The 20,892-nt window shown below is 69.2% G+C and carries 19 protein-coding genes and 2 pseudogenes; 9 read left to right on the forward strand and 12 right to left on the reverse strand.

The genetic code is table 11. The features are described 5' to 3' along the window. Positions 1 to 24 precede the first annotated feature (24 nt). The 3 genes from secD (at position 25) to OG524_RS31310 (ending at position 3,229) form a co-directional block, all read left to right on the forward strand. Positions 25 to 2,376 carry a protein translocase subunit SecD gene (gene secD, locus OG524_RS31300; RefSeq protein ID WP_405387269.1) on the forward strand — a complete coding sequence of 784 codons (2,352 nt, stop codon included), beginning with the start codon at positions 25 to 27 and terminating at the stop codon, positions 2,374 to 2,376. Positions 2,377 to 2,604: 228 nt separating this feature from the next. Next, entirely contained in the window at positions 2,605 to 2,832 is a 228-nt protein-coding gene (locus OG524_RS31305; protein ID WP_405812102.1) for a DUF1275 family protein, read from the forward strand. Positions 2,833 to 2,998: 166 nt separating this feature from the next. Further along, complete coding sequence (locus OG524_RS31310) at positions 2,999 to 3,229, forward strand: DUF1275 family protein (RefSeq protein WP_405387265.1); 231 nt, start codon at positions 2,999 to 3,001, stop codon at positions 3,227 to 3,229. A 108-nt stretch (positions 3,230 to 3,337) separates the two neighbouring features. Here OG524_RS31310 and OG524_RS31315 read toward each other — a convergent pair whose 3' ends face one another. Next, complete coding sequence (locus OG524_RS31315; RefSeq protein ID WP_405387263.1) at positions 3,338 to 4,144, reverse strand: helix-turn-helix domain-containing protein; 807 nt, start codon at positions 4,142 to 4,144, stop codon at positions 3,338 to 3,340. Positions 4,145 to 4,202: 58 nt separating this feature from the next. On the opposite strand from OG524_RS31315, the gene OG524_RS31320 reads away from it, so the two are divergent. Continuing rightward, entirely contained in the window at positions 4,203 to 4,508 is a 306-nt protein-coding gene (locus OG524_RS31320; RefSeq protein WP_405387261.1) for a 4a-hydroxytetrahydrobiopterin dehydratase, read from the forward strand. 7 nt (positions 4,509 to 4,515) lie between these two features. Here the strand turns inward: OG524_RS31320 and OG524_RS31325 are convergent, their stop codons facing one another. Beyond that, entirely contained in the window at positions 4,516 to 5,478 is a 963-nt protein-coding gene (locus OG524_RS31325) for a LysR substrate-binding domain-containing protein (protein ID WP_405387259.1), read from the reverse strand. Between OG524_RS31325 and OG524_RS31330 the strand changes: the two are divergent. The 4 genes and pseudogenes from OG524_RS31330 to OG524_RS31345 all read left to right on the forward strand — a co-directional run. Continuing rightward, positions 5,477 to 5,911: pseudogene (locus tag OG524_RS31330) on the forward strand (class I SAM-dependent methyltransferase); the annotation flags it as partial. The gene OG524_RS31325 and the pseudogene OG524_RS31330 overlap by 2 nt on opposite strands. A gap of 149 nt (positions 5,912 to 6,060) precedes the next feature. Further along, positions 6,061 to 6,702: pseudogene (locus tag OG524_RS31335) on the forward strand (cupin domain-containing protein); the annotation flags it as partial. Positions 6,703 to 6,725: 23 nt separating this feature from the next. Beyond that, positions 6,726 to 6,908: a helix-turn-helix domain-containing protein gene (locus tag OG524_RS31340; protein WP_405387256.1), complete on the forward strand. Its 183-nt coding sequence runs from the start codon at positions 6,726 to 6,728 to the stop codon at positions 6,906 to 6,908. 50 nt (positions 6,909 to 6,958) lie between these two features. After that, complete coding sequence (locus OG524_RS31345) at positions 6,959 to 7,945, forward strand: class I SAM-dependent methyltransferase (protein WP_405812103.1); 987 nt, start codon at positions 6,959 to 6,961, stop codon at positions 7,943 to 7,945. Positions 7,946 to 8,051: 106 nt separating this feature from the next. Here OG524_RS31345 and OG524_RS31350 read toward each other — a convergent pair whose 3' ends face one another. From OG524_RS31350 to OG524_RS31365, 4 genes are all read right to left on the reverse strand, one after another. Beyond that, complete coding sequence (locus OG524_RS31350) at positions 8,052 to 8,525, reverse strand: RICIN domain-containing protein (RefSeq protein WP_405387253.1); 474 nt, start codon at positions 8,523 to 8,525, stop codon at positions 8,052 to 8,054. Between the two features lie 32 nt (positions 8,526 to 8,557). Beyond that, on the reverse strand, positions 8,558 to 9,391 hold the full coding sequence (locus OG524_RS31355) for an aldo/keto reductase (RefSeq protein ID WP_405812104.1): 834 nt from the start codon (positions 9,389 to 9,391) through the stop codon (positions 8,558 to 8,560). Positions 9,392 to 9,557: 166 nt separating this feature from the next. After that, positions 9,558 to 11,357 carry an AMP-dependent synthetase/ligase gene (locus OG524_RS31360; RefSeq protein WP_405812523.1) on the reverse strand — a complete coding sequence of 600 codons (1,800 nt, stop codon included), beginning with the start codon at positions 11,355 to 11,357 and terminating at the stop codon, positions 9,558 to 9,560. Between the two features lie 228 nt (positions 11,358 to 11,585). After that, positions 11,586 to 12,479 carry a LysR substrate-binding domain-containing protein gene (locus OG524_RS31365; RefSeq protein ID WP_405387250.1) on the reverse strand — a complete coding sequence of 298 codons (894 nt, stop codon included), beginning with the start codon at positions 12,477 to 12,479 and terminating at the stop codon, positions 11,586 to 11,588. Between the two features lie 115 nt (positions 12,480 to 12,594). Here OG524_RS31365 and OG524_RS31370 point away from each other — a divergent pair, with 115 nt between their 5' ends. Beyond that, positions 12,595 to 13,629: a bile acid:sodium symporter family protein gene (locus tag OG524_RS31370; RefSeq protein ID WP_405812105.1), complete on the forward strand. Its 1,035-nt coding sequence runs from the start codon at positions 12,595 to 12,597 to the stop codon at positions 13,627 to 13,629. A gap of 199 nt (positions 13,630 to 13,828) precedes the next feature. On the opposite strand, the gene OG524_RS31375 is transcribed toward OG524_RS31370, so the two are convergent. The 6 genes from OG524_RS31375 to OG524_RS31400 all read right to left on the reverse strand — a co-directional run bounded on the left by OG524_RS31375 (position 13,829) and on the right by OG524_RS31400 (position 20,581). Further along, entirely contained in the window at positions 13,829 to 15,004 is a 1,176-nt protein-coding gene (locus tag OG524_RS31375; RefSeq protein ID WP_405812106.1) for a DUF711 family protein, read from the reverse strand. Further along, positions 15,001 to 16,185 (reverse strand): cytochrome P450, encoded by a 1,185-nt coding sequence (locus tag OG524_RS31380; RefSeq protein WP_405812107.1) that lies wholly within the window; start codon positions 16,183 to 16,185, stop codon positions 15,001 to 15,003. The genes OG524_RS31375 and OG524_RS31380 overlap by 4 nt, the downstream gene beginning before the upstream one ends. After that, the gene (locus OG524_RS31385) at positions 16,182 to 16,916 is read right to left on the reverse strand and encodes a thioesterase II family protein (protein ID WP_405812108.1); all 735 of its coding nucleotides are present in this window, start codon (positions 16,914 to 16,916) and stop codon (positions 16,182 to 16,184) included. The genes OG524_RS31380 and OG524_RS31385 overlap by 4 nt, the downstream gene beginning before the upstream one ends. Continuing rightward, positions 16,913 to 18,691 carry an AMP-binding protein gene (locus OG524_RS31390; protein WP_405387240.1) on the reverse strand — a complete coding sequence of 593 codons (1,779 nt, stop codon included), beginning with the start codon at positions 18,689 to 18,691 and terminating at the stop codon, positions 16,913 to 16,915. Before OG524_RS31390 ends, OG524_RS31385 begins: the two co-directional genes overlap by 4 nt. Positions 18,692 to 18,861: 170 nt before the next feature. Beyond that, a complete protein-coding gene (locus OG524_RS31395; protein WP_405387238.1) occupies positions 18,862 to 19,569 on the reverse strand; it encodes a ubiquinone/menaquinone biosynthesis methyltransferase in 708 nt (235 codons plus the stop codon). Beyond that, the gene (locus tag OG524_RS31400; protein WP_405812109.1) at positions 19,559 to 20,581 is read right to left on the reverse strand and encodes a UbiA family prenyltransferase; all 1,023 of its coding nucleotides are present in this window, start codon (positions 20,579 to 20,581) and stop codon (positions 19,559 to 19,561) included. The genes OG524_RS31395 and OG524_RS31400 overlap by 11 nt, the downstream gene beginning before the upstream one ends. Between the last annotated feature and the right edge of the window lie 311 nt (positions 20,582 to 20,892).

The following is a 20,892-nucleotide window of genomic DNA, read 5'->3' on the forward strand; positions in this document are numbered from 1 at the left end:
ACGGCGCCCCCTCGGAGGATTCCCATGACTCGCGCCACCACGGTGCGAGCAGTTCTGGCTGCCGCCGTCCTGCTCGTCTCCGTGTTCATCACGCTGACCATGTCACCCAGACTCGGCCTCGACCTTCAGGGCGGCACCCGCATGGTGCTGCAGGCCAAGGACTCGGACACCACGAAGGCGGACCGGGAGAGCACCGACCGCACCCTGGAGGTGCTCCGCCAGCGCATCGACTCCCTCGGAGTCTCCGAACCGACCCTGACCCGTTCCGGCGAGGACCGGATCATCGTCGAGCTGCCCGACGTGCAGGACCCGCGCCAGGCCGCGGAAGTCATCGGCAGGACCGCCCAGCTGAGCTTCCACGCCGTCCAGGGCCCCGGGACCGAGGAGACGGACGGGACCAGGACGGACGGGACCGGGAAGACGGAGGAGGGGAAGACCGACGCGGCGAAGGACGGTCCGACACTCCCCGACGAACAGGGCGGCCTCCTCGACCTCGGCCCGGCGCAGCTCTCCGGCGCCGGGGTCAAGGACGCCACTGCCGGCTTCGACGCCCAGCAGGGCACGGGCTGGAGCGTCGCGCTCGACTTCCACAAGGACGCGGGCAGGAAGTGGACCGACCTGACCGGGGAGGCCGCGTGCAACCCGGCCCAGGACGAACGGCGCCGCGTGGCGATCGTCCTCGACGGCAATGTCATCTCCTCGCCCCAGGTCGACCCGTCGGTCGGCTGCAAGGTCGGCCTGCCCTCCGGGTCCACCCAGATCACCGGTTCGTTCAGCGCCGACGAGGCACGCGACCTGGCTCTGCTCATCAAGGGCGGCGCACTTCCCGTCCCCGTGGAGATCGTCGAGCAGCGGACCGTCGGCCCGACGCTCGGGGCAGCCGCCGTCGACGCCAGCGCCCGGGCAGCCCTCATCGGTGCCGCGGCCACGGCACTCTTCATCACCTTCATGTACCGACTGTTCGGCGCCCTCGCCGCAATCGCCCTCGTCGCCTACGGAGTGATCTCGTACGCCGCCCTCGTCGTCCTCGGTGTCACCCTGACCCTGCCGGGGCTCGCCGGATTCGTCCTCGCCATCGGGATGGCGGTCGATGCGAACGTCCTTGTCTTCGAGCGGGCCCGCGAGGAGTCTGCCGAGCGGCCCGACCGGTCGCTGAGATCCGCGCTGACCGCCGGATTCCGCAACGCCTGGAGTGCCGTCGCCGACTCCAACGTGACGACGCTCATCGCCGCGGGGCTGCTGTTCTTCCTCGGCTCGGGACCGGTCAAGGGCTTCGGTGTCACGCTCGCCATCGGTGTCATGGCGTCGATGTTCTCCGCGCTCGTCATCGCACGTGCGCTCACCGAGATGGCGGCGGGCTCCCGGTTCGTCAGCGACTACCGGGGCGTCAACGGCATCGCACGGCCGGGCCGGATCCGTACCTGGCTGAACGAGCGCGACCCGCAGCTGTTCCGGTCGCCGCGCCGCTGGCTGTTCGTCTCCACCGCGCTCGTCGCCGTCGCCGTCCTGGGCATCTTCGTGCGCGGGGTGAACCTCGGTGTCGAATTCACCGGCGGGCGGCTCGTCGAGTACTCCACCAGCCGCCCCGTCGACGTGGAGACCGCGCGTGGTGTCATCGCCGCCGCCGGGTTCGACGACGCCGAGGTCACCACCGCGGGCGACAGCGACCTGTCCGTACGCACCGGGGAGCTCGACAACGACGGGGAACACGCCCTGCGGACCGCGCTGACCGAGGAAGGGGGCGAGACCACCAAGGTGCGCGACGAGCTGATCGGTCCCAGCCTCGGGGACGAACTGCGGCGCAACGCGCTGATCGCGCTGGGCGTCGCCGTGTTCGTGCAGCTCGCCTATCTCGCCGTCCGGTTCCGCTGGACGTTCGCCGTGGCCTCGGTCGCGGCGCTCGTGCACGACGTCATCATCCTGGTCGGCGCCTTCGCCTGGCTCGGCCGCACCGTCGACGGGATCTTCCTGGCCGCGCTGCTCACCGTCATCGGCTACTCCGTCAACGACTCGGTGGTGGTCTTCGACCGGGTGCGGGAGCTGTGGGCCGAACGACCGCGCACACCGGTCGCGGACGTGGCCAACCGCGCTGTCCTGCAGACCGTCCCGCGCACCGTCAACACCGGGATGGGAGCCCTGTTCATCCTGGTCGCCCTCGCCGTGCTGGGCGGTGACTCACTCGCGGACTTCGCGCTCGCCCTCCTCATCGGCATCTGCGTGGGCACGTACTCCTCGGTGATGACCGCCGTACCGGGGGCGCTCCTCCTGGAGAGGAGCAGCAAGGCCCCGCCGCCGGCTCGCAAGCGCGCGCCCGGCCGCAAGGCGGGGACCCCGCGTGCACGGCGGGATCCGGCCGACAACGGGGCGCGGGTCTAGAGCCGCCCCGGTCCGTAGCCGGACGCGTCCGGCTACGGACCGGGGCGTACGTGTGCCTGGTGCACCCCGGTCCGTACGCGGGCGCGTCCGGCGCGCCGGAAAGGTCCGTACCGCCGGACAGGGCGGACAGTCCCGCCTTGTCCGGTGAGTGCGGAACTTTCGGGCGCCTGGCTGCGGAACAATCCTGATCACGTCCTGACCATGTCCGGCGATCGGAGTGTGCCGCCCATGCCTGCCGTCCTGAGAGAGGCCAGGGCCACCCTCCTACCCGACATGATCGGCCCGCACGGGCCGCTGCCCCCGGTGATGCCGGCCCTGACCGTGGTCACCGGACTGGTCGACGCGTTCAGCTACCTGCTCCTGGGACACGTCTTCGTCGCCGACATCACCGGCAACGTCAGCTTCATGGGTTCGCCTTCGCCGGGGCGGCGGGCTTCTCCCTGCTCGCCTCGGTGATCGCCCTCGTCGCCTTCGCGGCCGGGGCGCTGATCGGCGGGTACGCCGTGCACCGGGTCCGCGTCCACCGGGGCCGGCAGCTCCAGCACGCGCTGTTCGCCGAGACGGCCTTCGTCACGGCCGCCATGGTCGTCGCCTCGCGTCGGGTCACCCGTACACCGGCGCCGTGCGCTTCACGTTCATCGCGCTGCTCGCCCTCGGTCTCGGCGTGCAGAACGCCGCCACCCGCGCGCTCTCCGTGTCCGACCTCAAGACCACCGTGCTGACCCTCACCGTCACCGGGATCGTCGCCGACAGCCGGCTCGCCCCAGGGTGCCGGGGAGCCGGGCGGGTCGCCGGGGACTGTCCGCCGTGGCCATGCTGGCCGGCGCGTTCCTCGGTGCGCCGGCCTTGCTGAACGGGTAGCCGAGGCTGCCGCTGGTGCTCGCCGTGGCGGTCCTGGCCGTCGCGAGTGCGACCGCGATCCTGCCGGCCCGCCACGACGCCCCCTGGACCCGCCCGCCCGTCAGCCGATGAGCGCGTGCAGACGGTCGGCGGTGGCCCGGTCGGCGGGCAGGAACGTCTCGATGGCGAGCTCCGCGACGGTGATGTCCATCGGGGTGTTGAACGTCGCGATGGACGAGACGAAGGAGAGCACCTGTCCCTCGTGCAGGATCCGCATCGGCAGGGCGAGCGAGGGAACGCCGCCGCCCACCACGGCCGGGGTGTCGCCGGGCGGCGCGGGTACGGGGTAGGCCGTGACCTCTTCGTACAGGGACCGCAGCTCGGCGGAGCGGACCAGGGCGATCTGGCGTTCCATCTGGGCCAGCAGATCGGCCCGCCACTCCGGCAGGTTCAGGATGCGCGGGGCCAGACCCTCCGGGTGCAGCGTGAGCCGCATGGCGTTCGGCGCCGGGGTCAGCAGATGCTCGGGGACCCCCTCCAGCAGGAGCTGAATGCCCCGGTTGGCTGCCACCACCGTGTACGTGGAGTCGACGACGAGCGCCGGATACGGTTCGTAGCCGCGCAGCAGCCGTTCCATCGCCTCGCGCACCGCTTCCATCGCCGGGTCGTCGAGGGGTGTCTCCGCGAAGCGGGGGGCGTAACCGGCCACCACCAGCAGTGCGTTGCGTTCCCGGACCGGGATGTCCAGGTGATCGGCCAGCCGAAGGATCATCTGCTCGCTGGGACGCGCACGGCCCGTCTCGACGAACGAGATGTGCCGGGCCGACGAGCCCGCGCGCAGGGCCAGCTCCAGCTGACTGATCCGCCGCCGCTCCCGCCAGCCGCGCAGCAGTGGCCCTACCCCCGTGTCAAGCGCGACAGTTGTCATACCCAGACCGTAACGTCACGGGAAACGCTGATCGCATCGATCCCGGCAGGAGCGCCGCATGCCCGCTGAACCGCTGTCCGCGCACGACATCGAGACCGGGCTGCGCGACCTGCCCGGCTGGGAGCTGGAGGGCGACCGGATCGCCCGCACCTACCGGCTGCCCTCCCACTTCGCCGCCGCGGGGCTGACCGTCCACGTGGCGCAGATCCAGGACGAGCTCAACCACCACTCGGACCTGACGCTCGGCTACAACACCGTGCGCCTCTCCGTGAACTCCCATGACGCGGGCGGCGCGGTCACGCGGAAGGACCTGACGCTCGCCGGACGGGTGGAGGCGGTCGCGGCGGGGCACGGCGCGAAGTGACCACGCCTCACGGCGCCGGGCCGAAGCGCGGGTGGGCGGCCAGCCAGGCCTGGTAGGTGTCGCTCCGCCGCACCGCCTCCGCGTACGCCGAACGGGTGTGCCCGCTCACCGCCGCGGCCGCCGCGTCCGCCGCGGGGGAGCGCGGGTTCCTGCCCAGCAGATGGCGCCAGCTCAGCGGCGAACCCACGAGGGGCCGGGTCACCAGCCCCGGCGTCGGGGGGAACGTGGCCCGGCACAGCCCGACCGCCCGCCCCACCTGCACCAGATGGACGACGGACGTGGTGTCCGTCTCGTACACCGACGCCGGGGTGAAGCCGGATCGCGCGCAGGCGGCGGTGAAACAGTCCGCGAAACAGCCGTCACCTGGTACGTCGGCCCAGCATTCGCCCGCCAGCGCGGACAGCTCCAGCTCGGACCCGCCGGCCAGCGGATGGTCCTCGGGCAGCATCACGAACACCGGGTCGATGCCGATGACCTGCCACAGGAGCCGGTCCGCCAGCGGCGGCGGGCTCTCCCCGCAGGCCCCGATCAGCGCGAAGTCGAGCCGTCCTTCGACCAGCAGCGACGCGACCTCCGACACCGACCACGACGTGTACGTGGTCACCGGCGCCGTCGGGTGCGCGGCGGCCAGCCGGTCGACGAGGCCACCGAGCAACGGACCGTGCGTACCGCCGAGCCTGAACCGCTCCACGGTGGCCCCCGCGTTGGCGAAGCGCACCGCCTCCTCCTGCAGCTCGGTCACCGCCGGCAGCACCACCCGGGCCCGCTCCAGCACCAGCTCACCGAGCAGGGTGGGGCGCGCACCCGTGTGGTCCCGGTCGAAGAGCGGTCCGCCGAGTGCCTTCTCGATCCGCCGCAACTGGGCGCTGAGCGCGGGCTGCGCGAGGCCCAGGGCGGCGGCGGCCTTGGTGAGGCTCCCCGTGTCGGCTATCGCCCGCACGGTGCGCAGATGACGTAACTCCAGCTCCATGAGCGCACGTTATGGCCGACGGCACCCACCGGCAATACGTACGGCGCCCGTTCGGCCCCGTGATCCGGCCGCGCGCACCACGGTCGTCGCCGTGCTGGACTACGACACCGAGGCCACCGGCTACGACGCCACCCGCGGCGGGGTGCCCCGCGCCGAGGCCGCGGCCCGTGCCGTCCTCGGGCTGGTGCCCCCGACCGCCCGCACCCTCCTGGACATCGCCTGCGGCACCGGACTCGTCACCGAACGGCTCGCCCACCACCGCCCCGGGCTGCGGGTGTTCGGCGCCGACGCCTCGTACGGGACGGCACTGATGGCCCGGCAGAGGATCGGGGCGGTCGTCCTCGCCGACGCACGGCGGCTGCCGCTGCCCGACGGCACAGTCGACGCCGTCAGCGCCGTCCGGCTGCTGCACCTACTGCGCGGGGACGACCACCCGGTCCGTGCGGTGGTGGCCGAAGCCGCCCGGGTGCTGCGGCCCGGCGGGGTGTTCGTCACGACCGTCGACAAGGCCGCCGGACAGGACGTGGGCGGCAACATCGACGCGGTGCTCGCACCCCACCTTGGTGCGCGGCCCGTCGACGCCGCCGCGCTGGTCGCCGGATACGCGGCCGGCCACGGCCTGGAACCGGCGGGCGAGGCCGGATTCGCCGGACACGGCCAGGGCCGAACACCGCTGCGCACGGCCCGGAGCCGTACACCGTGGCCGACGGGCCCGGTACCGTCCCGCATGCCCGGGTCGCACCCGGCGGCGTCTGCGGCACGCTCCACGGCGAGCCGCTCGCCGAGTCGATGCGGCTGGGGGTACGCACCTGGGGCAACGCACCCGACGGTGCGACCACCCTGCTGGTCGGCACGTACCTGCTCGACGGGGAGATCGGCCGACGTCTGCTCGACGCGCTGCCACCGCTGATCATCCCCCCCGGGCGACCGCTGCGGCCCGCTGCTGAAGCTGTTCGAGGCCGAGACCGCCCAGGACGAACCGGGTCAGGGCGTCGTCCTGGACCCGTCCTGGACCGCCTGCTGGACCTGCTGCTGATCGCGGTGCTCCGCACCTGCTTCGCCCGTCCCGGGGCCGCCGCCCCCCGCCTGGTACGTGGCCCTGGGCGACCCGGTCGTCGGCCAGGCGCTGAGAGACACCTGCAGGACGAGCCCTCCCGCCCCTGGACGGTTGCCTCGCCGGCCGCCAGGACCGGCGTCTCCCGGGCCGGGCTCGCCGGCAGTTGACCGAACTGGTCGGGGAGCCGCCGATGGCGTACCTCACCGGCTGGCGCCTCGCCCTGGCCGCCGACCTGCTGCGGGAGACGGACGCGACCGTGGAGACCGTCGCGCGCAAAGTGGGCTACAGCGGCTCGTTCGCCTTCAGCGCGGCCTTCAAACGGGTACGGGGCGTGAGCCCGCAGGAATACCGCAACGGGAAACCTGTTTGCTGAACCGGCAAGGAAATTCGCCCGGAACCGCGTTCCCGTGGAAGCTGATCCCCATGAGCAAGCACACCGCGCACGCGCATGCCGACGGCCACGCCCATGCCCATGACCACCACCCCGACGCGTTCGACTGGGACGTCGTGGGCCCGGTGCTGGAGCAGGAGGCCGAACTGAGCCGCCCGCAGTACGAGGCGGCCGCCCGATGGATCGCGGGCCTGCCCACCGCGCCGAGGGTGCGCAAGGTCCTCGACCTCGGCTGCGGCCCCGGTGTGATCAGCTGCCTGCTCGCCGAGGTGTTCCCCGAGGCCGAGATCCTCGCCGTGGACGGCACCCCGGCCCTCCTGGAACGCACCGGGGCCCGCGCGGAGCGGTACGGGGTGGGAGAGCGCATACGCACCCTCCATGCCGAACTCCCGCAGGACCTGGGGAAGCTGGGCGAGGCCGACCTGATCTGGGTGGGCAACACCCTGCACCACATCGGGGACCAGCGGGGCGGACTGGCGGGCTTCGCCGGGCTGCTCCGCCCCGGCGGCACACTGGCCCTGCTCGAAGGCGGCCTGGCCACCCGCTACCTCCCGCGCGACATCGGCTTCGGCAGGCCCGGACTGGAGACAAGGCTCGATGTCCTCGCCGCCGACCGGTTCGACGACATGCGCGCCGGGCTGCCGGGGACCATCAGGGAGACCGAGGACTGGAGCGCCCTGTTCACGGCCGTGGGCCTGGAACCCCAGGGCACCCGCAGCTTCCTGCTCGATCTCCCCGCGCCGCTGCCCGCCGCCGCGCTCGACCGTGCCGTGACGGACTTCGCCCGCAGGCGCGAGGCGTTCGCCGACCGCTTGACGGCCGAGGACACCGCCGCGCTCGACCGACTGCTCGACCCGGCCGACCCCGCCGGGCTCCGGCTGCGCCCGGACGTCTTCACCCTGTCCGCGCGCACCGCGCATCTGGCCCGGCAGGCCCCCGGACCACCGGCTGACGGCGGTCGGGAACCGCACCATCCTGACGGCGGTCAGGACCCGGGCGGTTGTCTGGGCACTGCGTGACCTGGGCGGTTGTCTGGGCACTGCGTGACCGGGGCGGTTGTCTGGGCGCCGCGTGACCCGGGCGGTCGTCTGGGCGCCGCGTGACCCGGGCCACGGCCTGACGGCGTCAGGATTCGGCCACCCGCTCCAGCCGCCACCACTGGCCGGGGGAGTCGGTGTCCTCCCACTGACGGACGTTGGCGCCGTCCTCGGCCGAGGCCTCGGCGACCTCCAGGACGAGTCCGCTGACGAAGCTGACCAGGGTCACCGTGCCCGGTGACTCCAGATGCTGTTCGATCAGCCATTCCTGGGCGCCGAAGTTGTTGGCCTTCCACTGCTGGACGTTCGCGCCGTTCTCCGTGGAGGCGCCCGCGACGTCCAGCCGCTTCTCGCTGTTGGCGTTGACCAGGTGGTACAGGGCGGCACCCTCGTGCACGGGCGCGAGCCGCCAGTGCTGGGCCGTGGTGCCGTCGTCCTCGCCCTGCTGGACGTTCGCCCCGCTGCCCCTGGCCCCGCCGTACACCTCCAGCAGCAGCCCGCTGGCCACATTGCGCAGGCGGTACAGGCCCTCTTCGACGACGGGCAAGGTGTCCCCGCTCATGGTCCGGTCCTCTTCGGCGGGCTCGGGAGCCGTCAGGCGCCGAGGTTGAACTCGGCCGGGTCGCCTCCGATACGCTTGCCCTCGTCGAGCGCGGCGAACGCGGCCAGGTCGTCGGCGTCCAGCTCGAAGCCGAACACTCCGAGGTTCTCCACGATCCGCGACGGGGTCACGGACTTCGGGATCGCGATGTGGCCCGTCTGGAGGTGCCAGCGGAGCACCACCTGGGCAGGCGTCCGGCCGTGCTTCTGGGCGACCGCGACGACGGTCGGGACCGCCAGGCCCTTGCCCTGCCCCAGCGGCGACCAGGCTTCCGTGACGATGCCGTGCCGGGCGTGGAAGGCGCGGGCCTCCGTCTGCTGGAACTGCGGGTGCAGTTCGATCTGGTTGACCGCGGGAACGACGGAGGTTTCGCCCATCAGGCGCTCCAGGGCCGCCGGGAAGAAGTTCGACACACCGATGGACTTCGCACGGCCGTCGGCGTGGATCTTCTCCAGGGCCTTGTACGTGTCGACGTAGGCGTCCTTGGCCGGCACCGGCCAGTGGATGAGGTAGAGGTCGACATGGTCCAGGCCCAGCCGGTCCAGCGAGGCGTCGAAGGCGCGCAGCGTCGAGTCGTAGCCCTGGTCGCCGTTCCACACCTTGGTGGTGACGAACAGCTCGTCGCGCGGCACACCGGAGGCCGCGATGCCCTTACCGGTGCCCGTCTCGTTGCGGTAGACCGCGGCGGTGTCGATGCTCCGGTACCCGGCCTCGATGGCCGTGGCCACGGCCTTCGTGGCCTCGTCGTCCGGCACCTGCCAGACACCGAAGCCGAGCTGCGGCATTGAGAGGCCGTTGTTCAGGGTGAGGGAAGGGACCTGGCTCACGAGCAGTCGATCCTTACGTTGTCGGTCGGTTCTCCCGGAGGAACGATCAACGCAGCCTACGCATTCCCACCTGCGGCGAACCGGCGACCGGAAGAACGTGGCGGAATGGCGCGCCCGTGCGTGACGCCTCATCAGAAAGCTTATCCCGGGCCGGTCATGGACCGGATCAGTGATAGAGGGCGTCGACCTCGGCCGCGTACGCCGTCTCGATCGACTTCCGCTTCAGCTTGAGCGACGGCGTCAGCAGACCGTGCTCCTCGGTGAACGGATGCGCCAGGATCCGGAACGTACGGATGGACTCCGCCTGGGACACCGCCGTGTTCGCGGCCACCACCGCCCGGCGGACCTCCATCTCCAGGTCGGGGTCGCGCACCAGGTCCGCGGCGGGCATGGGTGTGCGGCCCTGCATGACGAGCCAGTGGTCCACCGACTCCTGGTCCACGGTCACCAGCGCGGCGATGTAGGGCCGGTCGTTGCCGACGACGATGCACTGCGCCACCAGCGGATGCGCGCGCACCCGCTCCTCCAGTCCGGCCGGCGACACGCTCTTGCCGCCGGACGTCACCAGGATCTCCTTCTTCCGTCCGGTGATGGTCAGATAGCCGTCCTCGTCGAGTGCCCCCAGGTCGCCGGTGGCCAGCCAGCCGTCGTGCAGCACGGCGTCGGTGGCCTTCGGGTCGCCCAGGTACCCGGAGAACACGTTCGCGCCGTGCACCCACACCTCGCCGTCCCTCGCGATGTGCACGCTGGAGCCGGGGATCGCCTGACCGACCGTGCCGTAGCGGGTGCGCTCGGGCGGATTGGCCGTGGCGGCGGCGGTCGTCTCGGTGAGGCCGTACCCCTCGTAGATCGTGACGCCCGCGCCCTCGAAGAACAGGCCCAGCTGCCGGTCCATGCCGGAACCGCCCGACATCGCGTGCCGCACCCGGCCGCCCATGGCGTCGCGGACCTTCCGGTAGACGACCTTGTCGAAGAACTGGTGCTGCATCCGCAGCCCGGCGGAAGGCCCGGGTCCCGTGCCGAAGGCCCGCTCCTCCATCGCCTCCGCGTACTTCACCGCGACCTCGACGGACTTGTCGAACGGTCCGAGACGGCCCTCCGACTCCGCCTTGCGCCGCACCCCGCTGAAGACCTTCTCGAAGATGTACGGCACCGCGAGGATGAAGCTCGGGCGGAACGACACGAGGTCCGGCATCAGGGCCTTCGCCGAGAGCTCCGGCTGGTGGCCCAGCTTCACCCGGCCCCGCAGCGCCGCGATCTCCACCATCCGGCCGAAGACATGGGCGAGCGGCAGGAAGAGCAGCGTCGCGGCCTCGTCGCCCGGCTTGGAACGGAACACCGGAGCCCAGCGGGAGACCATGGTGTCGGACTCGAACATGAAGTTGGCGTGGGTGATCACGCAGCCCTTGGGGCGCCCCGTCGTGCCGGAGGTGTAGATCAGCGTCGCCACCGAGTCGGGGGTCACGGCGCGCCGGTGCCGGTGCACGACCTCGTCGTCGATCTGGACCCCGGCGTCGACGAGCTCGGTCACCGCGTCGGCGTCCAGCTGCCAGAGCCGCTTCAGATTCGGCAGCCGGTCGATGACCGAACCGATCGTCATCGCATGGTCCTCGTGCTCCACCATCACGGCCGCGACCTCGGCGTCGTGCAGCATCCACAGGACCTGCTCGGCCGACGATGTCGGATAGACGGGCACGGACTGCGCGCCCACCGTCCAGAGCGCGTAGTCGAAGAGCGTCCACTCGTAGCGGGTACGCGACATCAGCGCGACCCGGTCGCCGAACCGGACGCCGTGCGCGATCAGCCCCTTGGCCAGCGCGAGCACCTCGTCGCGGAAGGCGGCGGCGGTGACGTCGTGCCACTGTCCGTCCGCGTCCTTGCGACCGAGGGTGATCCGGTGCGGATCGTCCTCCGCATAGTCGAAGACGGTGTCGGCGAGGCCGCCGACTTGAGGGGCGGCGGCCATGGGTGGGACAGTGAACTCGCGCAATGACCTGCTCCTTGTGGCGCTCCGCACGGCGCCGCGACGCTACCCCACCCGGCACGGCAGCGGGAGGGTCCGAAGTCTCCTGAAATCGAGGCATCCGGACAGGCCGCCCACAGAAATCGGGCCAGATGGGCCGGGCTCGGGCGCACTTCTGACCGCCGGGTAAGTGGCTCGCGCGGGAATCTCCACCGAATCTGTACGCGGTGCTTACGCGGGTGCCGTGTGCGAGGGCGTGCCGGGACCGCGGTACAGCCGGTCGCCGCCTGCCAGGATCGCCGCGGCCAGGGCGTCGGCCGCCTCCTGGGCGGCGTCCCTGCGCCGCCCGTGGAGCAGGACGAAGTCCACCTCGCCGAGCTCCGGCAGACCCGCCCTGGCAGGCACCGGAACCAGTTCCGGAGGGATCAGTCCCCGGGTGTGCGCCATCACGCCCAGACCCGCACGGGCCGCCGCGACGAGTCCGCTCAGGCTCCCACTCGTGCACGCGATCCGCCAGGGCCTGCCGTGCTCCTCCAGTACCTCCAGGGCGCGCGCCCTCGTGAGCCCCGGCGGTGGGAAGACGATCAGCGGCAGCGGGCGCTCGGGGTCGATCCGGAGCTGCGGGGCGCCGATCCAGGTCAGCGTGTCCCGCCACACCAGCTCGCCGTGGGTGTCCCCGGGGCGCCGCTTGGCGAGCACCAGGTCGAGCCGGCCCGCCGCGAGCCGCTGGTGCAGCGTCCCGGACAGCTCCACGGTCAGCTCCAGCTCGACCTCGGGGTGCTCGCGGCGGAAGGACTCCAGGATCTCCGGCAGCCGGGTCAGGACGAAGTCCTCGGAGGCCCCGAAGCGCAGCCGGCCGCGCAGCCGGGTGCCGGTGAAGAACGCCGCCGCCCGCTCGTTGGCCTGCAGGATCGTGCGGGCGAAGCCCAGCATCGCCTCGCCGTCCTCGGTGAGATCGACCCGGTGCGTGTCCCGGCTGAACAACTGCCGGCCCGCCGCGGCCTCCAGCCGGCGCACGTGCTGGCTGACGGTCGACTGACGGACACCGAGCCGGCGGGCCGCCTGCGTGAAGCTCAGGGTCTGGGCGACGGCGAGGAAGGTACGGAGCTGGACGGGGTCGTACATGGGGCGAGGTTATCGCGGAACGTGATGACAGTCAGAGCGGTATACCTGATTCCCGATCGCGGCGACCAGGCGCAGGATGGGGAGGCCACGACCGTACCGAGAGAGCACGGAGCACATGAACCGCCGCACCAGCCGCCGCACCCCGAAGCCGCCGTCCTGGCTTCCGGTCGACCCGTACATCCTGGCGCTGATCGGCACGGTCGTGCTCGCGGCGCTGCTGCCCGCCTCGGGTCCGGCCGCCGATGTCGCCGGAGGCGCGTCGACCGGAGCGGTCGCCCTGCTCTTCTTCCTCTACGGGGCACGGCTCTCGACCGCCGACGCGCTCGACGGGCTGAAGCACTGGCGGCTCCACCTCACCGTCCTGGCCTGCACCTTCGTCGCGTTCCCGATTCTGGGACTCGCGAGCGGAGGGCTCGTGCCGTACGTGCTGACCCCACAGCTCCAGGAGGGCTTCCTCTTCCTCTGCCTGGTCCCCTCGACGATCCAGTCCTCGATCGCCTTCACCTCGATGGCCCGCGGCAACGTGCCGGCCGCGATCTGCGCGGGCTCCTTCTCCAGCCTCGCCGGCATCCTGCTCACCCCGCTGCTCGCCGCCCTGCTGCTCGGCGGCGGTGCGGCGGGCTTCTCGGCAGACTCCCTGGTGAAGATCGTCCTCCAACTGCTGGTGCCGTTCCTCGCAGGGCAGCTGCTGCGGCGCTGGGTCGGCGGATTCGTCTCCCGCCACCGCAAGGTGCTGGGCCTCGTCGACCGCGGCTCGATCCTGCTCGTCGTCTACACCGCGTTCAGCGAGGGCATGGTCGCCGGGATCTGGCAGCAGGTCACCCCGCTCCGCCTCGGCGCGCTGCTCGGGGCCGAGGCCGTGCTGCTGGCACTGATGCTCACGATCAGCTGGTACGGGGCGAAGCGGCTCGGCTTCGGCCGGGAGGACCGGATCGCCATCCAGTTCGCCGGATCCAAGAAGAGCCTGGCCGCCGGGCTGCCGATGGCGAGCGTCCTGTTCGGCGCACACGCGAGCCTCGCGGTGCTGCCGCTGATGCTGTTCCACCAGATGCAGCTGATGGTCTGCGCGGTGATCGCCAAGCGCCGCTCCCGCGACCCGCTGCCGGACAGCGCCCGCGTCAGGCCTGTTCCGGCGGAGGCGCTGAACTGATGTTCCGCCTCGCATCGATGATGCGAGAACCGCCGGCTCGCCCTCGTCGACGCCCCCCACCGCTGGACCGTGAGTCCGGTGGGGGAAGCGGAGCGGCCGGTCCGGCCGCCCGATGGTGTGCGTGCCCGCAGTCAGGGAACTACTTACGGTATCTCGCCGGCCTTTGCCGACCCGCGCCCCGCGTCCTGCGAGCCGTTACTCAAACGGTCGGATAGTCGATGTTGACGATCTGTTCTGCTCGGAACTCCGTACGCTGCGGATCGGATCCGACTGGCGCGAGCATCAGACGGGCGGACAGCGGTTTCACCCACCGGGCCGACAGCGCTGCCATGTCCCTGATCACGGCCACGACCTCATGCTCCGGGGTCGAACCCGGCAAGGGGATCGTGTCCAGTCCGGCGCCGCAGACCGACGAGTACGCGAGCACGGAGTCGGCGTTGATACGCCCCTCCTGCCAGGCGAGTGCGAGCACCCTGTCCTCGAGTACCGGGAGCATGAGACCCGCATATCCGACAGTGGGATGGCTGACCGACCGGATGCCGGCGGTAACTGCGGCGCAGGTTGCGAGCGTTCCGGGAGCACCGAAGCGGATCTGACCGGCCTGTTCCAGGAACTCTCCGATACTGGCATCCGGCGCGCAGGCCGGCGACGGATCGAAACCGTGGAACAGCAGGTCCCGCCGCTCGTACGACGGTCTCAGCAAGTCCGCGAACACGTCCAGCTGATCCTGTAGACACGACCTGGTCAGTCGTGTCGTCTCCGCGAGGTCACGGGGCCGATTCGCTCGGGCGTGTGCGAGCAGCGTGCCGGCCGATTGCAGCCCGACGCTCACCCCCGCAGGGCCGCCGTCACTGAAGGAGCCCGGAAACAGTGGAGCGTTGGCGCCCAGATTGGCGACCGCCGCGAACCGGAAGTTGGAATCACCGTCACGGCTCGCCAGCTCACGGATCACGGCCGCGCTGAAACCGACGGCGGCGTCATGCACGTCGCCGCCGTCAGCGACCACGACAGACATGAACAGCGACGGGTGTTCAGTCAGTACTTCCGCGATCTCGAACGGCTGGAGCTCAACGAGTGCGGCAGGCCGCAGTGCGCTCAAAGAGGCGCTGCCCACGCCCGCCCGACGACAGCCTTCGACGAGGTCAGCAGCTCGCGTGCGGAGTTGGTCGCGGTTCACCGGCCCGTCGAGCGCCGGGCCGGAAAGGCGAACCGTCTGCACATCGAACCCGGCACGCGTGATCTCTTCACCGATCTCCAGCGCTTTCCCGCCGTACTCGCTGATGCCGGCGACATCGACTCGTCCATCACGGAACACTTCGTCAGGAAGGCAGAGGGTCACGGCACGTACGTGAGAGGCGGGCGTCGTATCTGTCATGCGCTGAGCACCACCGGAAGTTCGTTCAAGCCCCACGTGAAATTCGACCCGTTGTACCGGGGCTCGCCCTCGAGCTGCATGGATCCCACCGTGCTGCGCAGTGTCCGGAGATACGCGGTGATTTCCAGCCGCGCGAGCCGGCTCCCCAGACACATATGGCGCCCCGCACCGAAGCTCACATGCCGGTTGCCGGTCCGTCCGACATCGAAGGTGTCCGGGTTGTCGAATATCTCTGCATCCCGGTTGGCCGAGCCGATCCAGGTCACGACGCGTTGGCCGGGTTCGATCTCGGCCTCGCCGACCCGGACCGCCTCGGTGGCGGTCCGCATCACGTGCATCCCGGGCACCGACCAGCGCAGCCCTTCCTCGGTGGCGACGGACGGATCGACCTCCCCTTCGATGATTCGACTCCACTGGTCCGGGTGTTCAGCCAGCTGATGCGTGAGCGAAGCCAGTGTGTAGCGGGTGGTTTCGTTCCCACCGGCCAGAATTCCGCTGAAATTGAAGACAAGTTCCTCGTCGGTCAGCTGTGGGCTGCTGTCGGTCCGAGTGGTGAGCGTGTTGATGAAGTCGTTCGCAGCGGTTCTGCGGTTTTCGCTCACCAAGTCGTAGAAGTACTTGAAAATTTCGCTGTTCGCCGTGATGCGACGGACTTCCGAGGGCGATTCGAACGCCTCGGTGGTCTTTTCCCCGATCCACGCCCAGTCCGAACGGGGCAGCCCCATGATCGCGCAGATGACATCGGTCGGGATACGCGCGAGGTGCTTGATCAGGTCCGGTGCCGGATTCCGAACGGCCGCGGCGACGACGTCGGCGACAACCTTCTCCACGTATTCTTCGGCTCTGGCGAGAACCTCGTTCGAGAACGGCTGGATGAGCACGCGCTTCATCCGCGTGTGATCGGGCGGGTCCGAAACGATCAGCATCTTGTTCGCGACGGCATCGACGGCGCGGTCTGTCGAGTCGAGCCGCATACCCTTCGTCGAACTCATCCTTGTGCTGTCCCTGTGTACGGACACCACGTCGTGGTACTTCGTCACGCTCCAGAACCCCTCCGGCTCGCCGGCGGGGTGCTGCCAGGACACGGGGTCATTCGCGCGGTACCAAGCGAAGGCATCGTAGAACCTGGTTCCGTCGAACAGACCTGGCTCGAACAGGTCAGGAGGCGCCTGCTGCTTCATCCGCGCACCATCCGGCAGGGATCGGCCTCGAACACAACGGCGGAGAGAATCCCGATGAGGACGTCCTGGTCCATGAATTCGTGATGATCTGCGTCGATCACTTGATGTCCTTGGTAATGGGTTGCTCTGTCCCGCCATCCGGACATCTGCGCGGTGGTGGCGACGCTGTCGCGGCGTCCCGATACCGACCGGAGCGATGTGCTCGTCAGCGGTCTGGACGGGACTCGATATCCGGCCATGAGACGCACGTCCGAGCGCAGCGTCGCGAGGGCGTAATGGGCGATTTCGGAATCGCGGACAGAGGGATGGAGCAGAGCCGTCAACTCTGCCGACGGCGGGTTCGCCGCGGGAAAGGATCCCCAGTACTCCGGCGACCGGGCTGCGGCCACCACGAGTGAACGCGGCCCCGCGCCCTCGGGTTCGAGTTTCCTCGCAACCTCGTAGGCGATGAGCGCCCCAAGGCTGACACCAAGGAAGACCAGCGGTCGACGGAGCACGTGATCACGCAGTTCTGCGCTGATGCAGTCGACCACCTCGGAGAGGCTGTTCGCCGGAGAGTCGTACAACCGGTCCTCGCGCCCCGGCATCTGCACCCCCAGCAGGTGCGGCCCGGAAGGGAGCGCGGACGCGGTCGAGCGCAGGCGCAGGCAGCCTGCGCCCGCCTGCGGGAAAACCACCACTGTCGCGGAGGCGTTGTCGCCGGCCGTGGTGAAGGATCGCAGATAGGTCATGCCGGCCTCGCCTCCTCGATCCGGTCGGCCAACGCCCGGGGAGTCCTGGCCGTGAGGACGTCGGTGATCGAAACGGGGGCCTCCAGCTGCGCCTCTATCCGAGAGGCCAGTTGAGCCGCAAGCAGTGAATGTCCGCCGATGGCGAAGAAGTCGGAGTCCTCGGCGACGCTGTGCCCGAACGCGCCGTTCCACGCCGCGAGAACACTGTCCAGGACTTGCTCGTCGCGCTCGGCCTGGACGGTGGCCGCGACGATGTCGTCCAGGACGCCGGACAGTTCGGCTTCGCCGAGCGCAGCCACCTCGCGGCGCGAGACCTTACCGGTCGGCTCGAGCGGTATGTCGACGATTCGGTGCGTGAACGTCGGACACAGCTGTCGCGGCAGTCGTGAGGCGAACGCAGAGGTGAGCTGCTTTCTGAGGCCATCGTCCAGATCGGTGCTGGATGTCATCTGGAGGCCGATCGCGAGTGTGTACGGATCACCTCGCACATAGGCCACTGCCCCCTTGATGCCCGGCACCTCGCAGGCGATGTTCTCGATCTCTTCGAGCTCTATGCGGAAGCCGCCGATCTTGACCTGGTTATCGGTTCTGCCGAGGCAGCTCAACTGGCCGTCCTCACGCAGTACTCCGAGATCGCCCGTTCGGAAATACCGGGCTCCGCCCAGATCGACGAACCGGTCCCCGCTCGGCCCGCTCGTGCCGATGTATCCGAGCGCGACTCCGGTGCCACCGATCAGGACCTCGCCGGCGATGCCGGAAGAGACCTCGTTCAGGTCGGCATCGACGACGGTGACCGTGTAGCCGGACATCGGACGGCCGATCGTGCGGGGGTCCTCCCGGCGAGCGGTATCGGACATGGTGGCGGCGATGGTGGTTTCGGTCGGCCCGTACACGTTGATGACCCGGTCGGCGATCTCCTGGAGGCGGACGACGAGGGCGTCCGGGCAGCGCTCTCCGGCCACCACGGCCACCTCGACCGCCGGCAGCTTCTCGATCGAGGCATAGAGCGAGGGAGTCATGCACAGGTTGTCGATCTTCTGCGCGACCAGGCTCTGTTCCACGTCTCCGAGCGTGGTGTCGATCGCCACGCACGTGACGCCATTGACGAATGGAGTGAGTATCGACCACAGCCAGCCGTCGAAACCCGGAGAGACAACCGAGGCGGCTCGGCTGCCCGGCCGATATCCCAGCGATTCGGCGTTGGCCAGAAAATTCTCCAGGCCGGCAAAGCCGACGCGAACACCCTTCGGGCGACCGGTGGTGCCCGAGGTGTAGACGACGTAGGCCTCCGGGCCGGGTTCACGCCGGGTCCACTCGGTGTAGTCAGACTCTGCGAGTGGATGGCCGGCAGTTTCGATCTCGGAGTCGGACGTCCCGATCACGACGAGACCCAGATCTGCGGCATCCGGTTCCGACGAAACGAGTGCCGAGCAAGCGGAATCCTGCGTTATCCAGCGCAGCCGATCGGCCGGGTGCCGTTCGTCGAGCAGCACCGCCGACGATCCGTTTTCCCAGATCGCCAGCAGACTGCTGAGCGCATATTGCGAGCGACCCGCCATGACGGCGACTCGATCACCCATTCCGATGCCGGCCCGATCGAGTCGGCCGGCCAAGGTGCGCGTCGAGGTGGCGATTTCCTTCCAGGTCAGCCCACGGCCGTCAATTCCGATCGACCCGACCCGGTCGGGATGTTCGTGTGCCCAGCGCCCCAGTGCCTGCTTCGTAATTGATATGTGAGGAATGGTTGGAGTGCTGGTCGGAACAGATGTGCTCACAATATCTCCCCCTAGGTTCATCAAGAAGATCCTGGCTCTTCGGGACACCCCTGCTGTCCCTCGGTGCAGGATTTATTTGGCGCAGGATGGACTGAGCTCCACCTCATGGGTTCACCGGCATGCCGGAAAGTGAGATGAAAGCAGAAATGTGGTTCGGCATGGCGAATCCATCATTTCGGCTTGGTGGCCCACAGTATGACATTCGTGCCGAAGAACTTCTTGTGCCATCCGATGTCCTGAAAGCCGAGTCCGCCCAGAATGTCGGCGATATGCTGGGGAGATTTGAAGGCGAGTGTGCTGGATTCGAGATAGGTATAGGACGCCCGGTCCCGCGCCACGATCTGCCCCAGCAGCGGAACGCATACGCGCATTCCCCACTCCATGACCGGCTTCACCAGGCCGCTCGGGGGGCAGGTTTCGAGAATCACAATGCGCCCGCCGGGCTTGAGGACCCGGTTCTGTTCGCGAAGGACTCCGTCCAGGTCCTCGACGTTCCTGAGCAGGTAGCCCTCGGTGATTCCGTCGAAGGACTCGTTCCCGAACGGCAGGCGCGCTGCATCCGCGTGCAGCCAACTAACCGCGTCCGCGCCGGGCTTGGTCAGTGCGCGGCGCAGCATCTCCTCCGAGAAGTCGACGCCGGTCACGGTGGCGGCGGGGTACCTCCGTGCCGCCTCCAGGGCGATCGCACCTGTTCCTGTCGCCAAGTCCAGGAGCTGCCCGTCCGGGGTCGGTGCGACACGCGCGGCCACGTCGCGGCACCATTGTGCATGGCGGCCCAGCGTCATGACGAAGTTCATCCGGTCGTAGTACCCGGCGATCTTCTGGAAGATCCCATGTACTTCAGAGCCTTCGCCGTGAGGCATGCGGTCATGCGTCACCTGTCGGACCTCCTTCAGGAACACTTACTGCCGATTCGGTCCGGGCGAGATGGCGACTCGCTCGGGAGTCCATTCCGAACACGTCCGACCCGACCATGACCGTGACAGCAAGGAGCCCGATCAGCGCTGAGCCCACCGACGGTTGCACCCCGAGGAGCAGAAGGCCAAGGAACACGACGGAAACATACATGTCCCGTTGGCCGACTCGGTTGTATTCCAACTTCGTTCGGGCCCGGACCATGGCGGCCATGTTACCCACAGCCGGCAGCACCATGAGGGCTGCCCACATCAGCCGATCGGGCATGCCCGTGACGAGAACAAGTACCGGGTACGCGAAATAGACCAGTGTGGTCGCTGCCGCAGCGGCCCAAGCGGCCGAGTGCTGCGATGACATGAGTGCCGGAATCGTCCTGAGCCCGGCTTCCTTGTCTCCCGCGTAGTCGGGAACATTTTTCATGATTCCCTTCGCGAAGTACCAGCAGAACAGGAACGCTCCGAGAGTGAGCGGCTGACAGGAGTCATAATGCGGAATCTCCCACCACGAATCCGCGAGAAGTGCGCCCGCGATGTACGGTTCCGTGACGGCCATCGCGAACACTGCCATACCGATGATCGGACGGCCCTTCAGCCGGTATCTCCGTGAGGAGTATCCGAGTACCAGGAAAACGCTGAATATCCAGATGATTGTCTGGGCCAGCGATATCGCCAACGACAGCAGGAGCATGACGCCCAGGCCCGCGTACACAATCCTCTGGAGAAGTGCTTCACCAGCTGTCTCGACCAGCTTCAAGCGCCCCGGTACGTTCCTGCCGTCCTCCACGAGGTCGGTCACGGCATTATGGGCATTGGCGGCCAGGGGGGCGAGGACGTGAAAGGCTATGCCGAGCAGTACCGTGAAGCTGAAGCGGTGATCAGCCACGGCTACACCCACGCAGTACGAGAGCGGGCTGACGAGAAGAGTACGAGGACGCACGAGCTCAACTGTCGCGTTCAAACGTGCCATGCGGCGCATAGGTGCCAAACTCTCTCATGATGTGGCGTGTTGCCGGAAAACGTATGCCCGCAATGGGTGTCAAATTCTTATGAGGGTCAGTTCGAAACCGTCGCGGGGCCTCAGGATGATGAGAGCCCTGGGTTCGGGCCCCGCAGAGTCTCGCGGTGATATCTCGAACGTGTCGTTGCCGCCTGAAGCACGCATAGCAAGACCCCCCGAAGCTACAAGGCGTTACTCCCGCAAGGTCATGTGACGCAGTAACTTGACAGGAAGTGGCCACTCGGCCCGTGGCGCGCTGTTCCGGCGCTCCCGTCGGGCATCAAGTTGTT

Source organism: Streptomyces sp. NBC_01520 (assembly GCF_045040375.1).
In the GTDB taxonomy this organism is placed as follows: Bacteria; Actinomycetota; Actinomycetes; order Streptomycetales; family Streptomycetaceae; genus Streptomyces.